This is a genomic window from Aeromonas sp. Prich7-2, from assembly GCF_017939255.1.
Taxonomy (GTDB): Bacteria; Pseudomonadota; Gammaproteobacteria; order Enterobacterales; family Aeromonadaceae; genus Aeromonas; species Aeromonas caviae.
In genome coordinates this window covers 1-599 of the sequence record NZ_JAGKRI010000281.1, presented here as the reverse complement: position 1 = coordinate 599, position 599 = coordinate 1, and the positions used below count along the sequence as shown (strand labels likewise).

Annotated in this window: 1 protein-coding gene; it reads right to left on the bottom strand. The window is 55.4% G+C overall.

Annotated elements, in window-relative coordinates:
• The coding region (locus tag J9892_RS21650; RefSeq protein ID WP_210538972.1) for an IS1634 family transposase at positions 1-599 on the bottom strand (599 nt) is incomplete at both ends.

Below are 599 nucleotides of genomic sequence, written 5' to 3'. Positions count from 1 at the left end.
CCAACGGGCCGTCGGCTGCTGGGTCGGTTTCTTTTTCATATCCGCCACACTGCGATTCTGCTCCACTAATCCCTGCCGGATCCGGTGCTCCAACGCTGCGTAAATCATCAGGCTACAGGTCATCACCATGAGCAACGCTTCAATCCGCTCCGGCTTTTTCAGGTACAGTGAGGAGGTTAAAAACTCCGGGCTCTTGAGAAAACGAAAGCCCCGTTCGACATTCTGCTGCGCTTTATAGGTGGCCAAAAGTTCGGCCATGGTCAGCGTATCGCTGTGGTCATTGGTCGCCAGGATGAACACCCCGGTCTGGTTGCGGGCCTCTTCAACGCAAGCCAGGCTAGTTGCCGCCAACCCAGTGATTTGAAACTGATGGCCAATTGGCTCTTCGCCACGCTTGGGTCTGCCACGTCCTGTATAAACGGGTTCACCTACCACTTCGGCATCCAGTTGCAGCAGCATCAAGCTGGCGGTAAAACAGCTCAACTCAGCTTGGGCATCCGCCTCACAAGCAAAGCGTCGGGCACACAATTTGGCGAAGGCTTTGAGCTCGCGGGTACTGTCTTTGAGCAGGTTTTTGGCCAATGTCTGCTGCTCGCGGT